The sequence below is a fragment of the Rhodopila globiformis genome (assembly GCF_002937115.1).
GTDB classification, from domain to species: domain Bacteria; phylum Pseudomonadota; class Alphaproteobacteria; order Acetobacterales; family Acetobacteraceae; genus Rhodopila; species Rhodopila globiformis.
Genome location: NZ_NHRY01000015.1, coordinates 1 through 4,277, shown reverse-complemented (window position 1 = coordinate 4,277; position 4,277 = coordinate 1). Strand labels below are relative to the sequence as shown.

The window sequence follows — 4,277 nt, the reverse complement described above, 5'->3', positions numbered from 1 at the left end:
CCAATCGCCGCTCGCCGCGGACCTACGACCGCGACCTCTACAAGGCGCGCCATCTGATCGAAAATTTCTTCGCCAGGCTCAAGCAGTTCCGTGCCATCGCAACCCGCTATGACAAGACTGCCCGCAATTTCCTCGCCGCGGTCCACCTCGCCGCCGCCGTCGTTTGGCTTAATTGACGACACGCCCTAGGTTTTAGTCTCAGAAATTGTGCTCGCCCACACGCGCGCTACACGTCGAGATTCGCCACCTTCAGCGCATTGCCGACAATGAACTCCCGCCGTGGCTCGACCACGTCGCCCATCAGCGTGCTGAACACCTGTGCGGCGTCCTCGGAATCGCCCACCTTCACCTGCAGCAGCGTGCGGACGGACGGATCCAGCGTCGTCTGCCACAACTGGTCCGGGTTCATCTCGCCCAGTCCTTTGAACCGCTGGATCGACAGGCCGCGGCGTCCATGCGCAATGATGCGATCATAGGCGCTGGCCGGTCCGGCCACTAACGGCTCCTGTGAATCCAGCTTCAGCTTCGCCGGCGTACTGAACCGCTCCGCCAGCGCGCCCGCGCGGTCCGCCAGCCAGCGCGCCTCGCTGCTGCGCAACGCCGCGGCGTCCAGCGCATACCGCTCCGCCACGCCACGTACCGTGCGCGACAGCGTCAGGCCATGATCGGCGCTGACCACCCAGCCCTGTTCCGTCGGCAGCGACACCGCGTTCAGCCGTCGGGCGAACTCCGGCGCGGCGGCGGTGGCGCGGGTGGCATCGGGAGTCAGCACCCCGGCGATCGCCGCCTGCTCCAGCAGCGCCACGGGCACAACCGAGGACAGCCGCTTCAGGTTCAGCGACGCCTCCCGCAGCAGCGTCACCTCCCGCCGCAGTTCCTCGTGCTCCAGCACCGTGCCATTGGCATAGCTCAGCCGGGCGTCCGCCAGCGCCTTGTCCAGCAGGAACGCCTCCAGCGCCGCGTCGTCCTTCAGGTAGCGCTCGTCGTTGCCGCGCTTGGCGCGGTACAGCGGCGGCTGGGCGATGTACAGGTGCCCGCGCTCGATCAGCTCCCGCATCTGGCGGAAGAAGAACGTCAGCAGCAGCGTGCGGATATGCGAGCCGTCCACGTCCGCGTCCGTCATGATGACGATGCGGTGGTAGCGCAGCTTGCTGGCATCGAACCCGCCCTGGTCAACCGCCCCCGGCCCGATGCCGGTGCCCAGCGCGGTGATCAGCGTGCCGATTTCCTGGCTGCTGAGCATGCGGTCGAAGCGCGCCCGCTCGACGTTCAGGATCTTGCCCTTCAGCGGCAGGATCGCCTGGAACTTGCGGTCGCGTCCCTGCTTCGCGGACCCACCTGCGCTGTCACCCTCGACGATGAAGATCTCGCACTTGGCGGGGTCGCGTTCCTGGCAGTCGGCCAGCTTGCCGGGCAGGGTGGACACGTCCAGCACGCCCTTGCGCCGCGTCAGTTCCCGCGCCTTGCGGGCGGCCTCGCGCGCCGCGGCGGCATCCATTACCTTCTGGATGATGTTCCTGGCTTCCTTCGGGTGAGTCTCGAACCAGTGCGACACGGCGTCGGCCACCGCGGCCTGCACCACCGGCTGCACCTCGGACGACACCAGCTTGTCCTTGGTCTGCGAGGAGAATTTCGGGTCCGGCACCTTCACCGACAGCACCGCCGTCATGCCCTCGCGCATGTCGTCGCCGACCAGGGCGAGGGATTCCTTCTTGCCCATCGATTCGGCGTATTTCGTCACCACCCGGGTCAGCGCCGCACGAAACCCGGCCAGGTGCGCCCCGCCGTCGCGCTGCGGGATGTTGTTGGTGAAGCACAGCATCGTCTCGTGGAAGCTGTCGTTCCACGACAGCGCGAACTCCACCCGGATGCCCTGCTGCTCCACCGGCGCGCGCAGGCTTATCGGCGGGGTGAACACCGCCACCTTGGAGCGGTCGAGCCATTCCACGAACGCCACCAGGCCGCCCTCGTAGTGCATGGTGGCTTCCACCGCCGGCGTGTGCCGCTCGTCGCGCAGCACGATGGTCATGCCGGAGTTCAGGAAGGCCAGTTCGCGCAGCCGGCGTTCCAGCAGCGTGTAGTCGAACTCGGTCTTGGTGAAGGTCGCCGGGCTCGGCTTGAAGGTCACCTCGGTGCCGTTGCCGCGATCCGTCGATCCGACCACCTGCAGCGGGCCATCGGATTCGCCGTGCTGGAAGCGGATGGCATGCTCCTGCCCGTGCCGCCAGATGCGCACCTCCATCCACTCCGACAGCGCGTTCACCACCGCGGCGCCGACGCCGTGCAGGCCGCCGGAAACCTTGTAGGAGCTCTGGTTGAATTTGCCGCCCGCATGCAGCCGGGTCAGCACGACCTCAGCGGCGGAGATCCCTTCCTCGGGGTGGATATCGGTCGGGATGCCGCGGCCGTCGTCGCGCACGGTGACGCTGCCGTCGCCGTTCAGCGTCAGCTCGACCTTGGCGGCAAACCCGGCCTGGACCTCGTCCACCGCGTTGTCGATGATCTCAAACGCCATGTGGTGCAGGCCGGACCCGTCGTCGGTGTCGCCGATATACATCCCCGGGCGGCGGCGGACCGCGTCCAGGCCCTTCAGGACCGAGATCGAGGCGGCATCATAGGCGTCAGGATCAGACTCAGGGGGCAGCGCGGCGTTGTCGGACATGCCGGGGGACGACTCCAGGACTGGGGATTTGATACTCTAGATATATAGCAGCTACGGCACGCAGGATACAGGGGAACCGACCGCATCCGGACGAAGAAAACTTGTATCGGGCCGCAGGCTGCCACCGCCGGTCTCGAATGCCTCGGCATGCGCCACCAGCGGAAGGAAAATCTCGCGGTCCGTGCCGGTGAGGACGATCTGCGCCGGCAGCCCCGCCAGCACCTGCCACAGCGAGTCGCGCCGTTGCGGATCCAGGTGCACCGCCGGTTCGTCCAGCAGCAGCAGCGGGGCGAAGCCGCGGGCGGCGGCGATCAGCGCGGCATGGGCCAGGATCAGGCCAATCAGCAGCGCCTTCTGCTGGCCGGTGCTGGCCAGCGCGGCGGGGGTGCCGGTGGTGACGTCGGTCATCAGCAGGTCGGTGCGGTGGGCGCCCAGGGCCGCGCCGCCGGCCGCCGCATCGCGCTTGCGGCCGGCTTCCAGTCCGGCCCGCAGCCAGTCCTCCACCGCCAGCGCCGGCTCGGTCGCCAGCCGCCCGGCGATCGGGCAGGCGAGGCCGATGCGGGCCGGGGGGAAGCTGCCGGCCAGCCCGGCCTCGATCTGCTGGTTCAGCCGGCTCACCAGCGCCAGGCGCGCGGCCGAGGCGGCGACGGCGTGGCGGGCGATGGCATCCTCCAGCCCCGCCAGCCAGGCGCGGTCCTGCCGCCCGTCCGCCAGCAGCCGGTTGCGGCTGCCGACTGCCGTGTCATGCGCCGCCATCTCGCGCGCATGGCCGGGCTCCAGCGCCCAGACCAGGCGATCGAGGAAGCGGCGGCGGCCGGACAGCCCCTCCTGGAACAGCCGGTCCATCTGCGGTGTCAGCCACACCGCGGCGACCAGCCGGGCGATATCCGCCTGGCTGCGCGGCGCCTGCCCGTCCAATCGAAACACCCGCCGATCGGCCGGGCCGTCGGGGGCGGAGCCGGTGCCGATGTCGGCCTTGCCCTCGGACGTCTGGAAGCGGCCCGCCACCGCCCAGGTGTCGAAGCCCCCCTGACGGGGCAGGTCCGCCAGGCGGGCGCCGCGCAGGCCGCGCCCGGGCACCAGCAGCGAGATCGCCTCCAGCAGGTTGGTCTTGCCGCTGCCGTTCGGCCCGTACAGCACGCTGATCCGCGCCGCCGGACGCCAGGTCAGGGATGCGTAGGTGCGGAAGTCGGTCAGGCTGAGGCGGTTGAGTCGAAGCACGACGGGAACATGGCGCTTAGGGCCGCCCTGCGGAAGACCAGGCGTTCACGCGTCCGGGGTTATTCCCGTTCGGTCTCACACTCCCTCGTCCGCCGGCGGTGGCGGCCGGCGGTGGCGGCATGCCAGCGCAACATCAGCGAGCCGCGGCCGGCAACTGATTCTCCATTGCCCAACCGGCGGCCCGAAGCCCGTGCCGGGCACAACGCTGGATCCCGCCCGGCGACGTTGGCAAAGTAAATATCCCCCGGCAGAGCCGGGGGCTTTATAGTGTTGGCCGCTCAAAGCGGCCGGGCGGGTCGCTGACGCGGCCCGTTGAGTGTGAGCCGCTCAAAGCGGCAAGCGGGACCGCTAACGCGGTCCCGGGTTCAGTTGGCCACTAAAGTGGCCGGTTCAG

Annotated in this window: 3 protein-coding genes; 1 reads left to right on the top strand and 2 read right to left on the bottom strand. The window is 69.2% G+C overall.

The window, feature by feature from the left end:
• Nucleotides 1-176: transposase (locus tag CCS01_RS00300; protein WP_146101497.1), on the top strand; the 176-nt coding region annotated here is incomplete at its 5' end.
• A gap of 50 nt (nt 177-226) precedes the next feature.
• On the opposite strand, the gene gyrB is transcribed toward CCS01_RS00300, so the two are convergent.
• Nucleotides 227-2,662, bottom strand: a complete 2,436-nt coding sequence (gyrB, locus tag CCS01_RS00295; RefSeq protein WP_104516850.1) for a DNA topoisomerase (ATP-hydrolyzing) subunit B — start codon at nt 2,660-2,662, stop codon at nt 227-229.
• A 51-nt stretch (nt 2,663-2,713) separates the two neighbouring features.
• Nucleotides 2,714-3,883, bottom strand: a complete 1,170-nt coding sequence (recF, locus tag CCS01_RS00290) for a DNA replication/repair protein RecF (protein ID WP_104516849.1) — start codon at nt 3,881-3,883, stop codon at nt 2,714-2,716.
• Nucleotides 3,884-4,277 lie beyond the last annotated feature (394 nt).

Coding starts and splice junctions, on each gene's coding strand:
- gyrB (WP_104516850.1), bottom strand. CDS start 2,662: ATGTCCGACAACGCCGCGCTGCCCCCTGAGTCTGATCCTGACGCCTAT.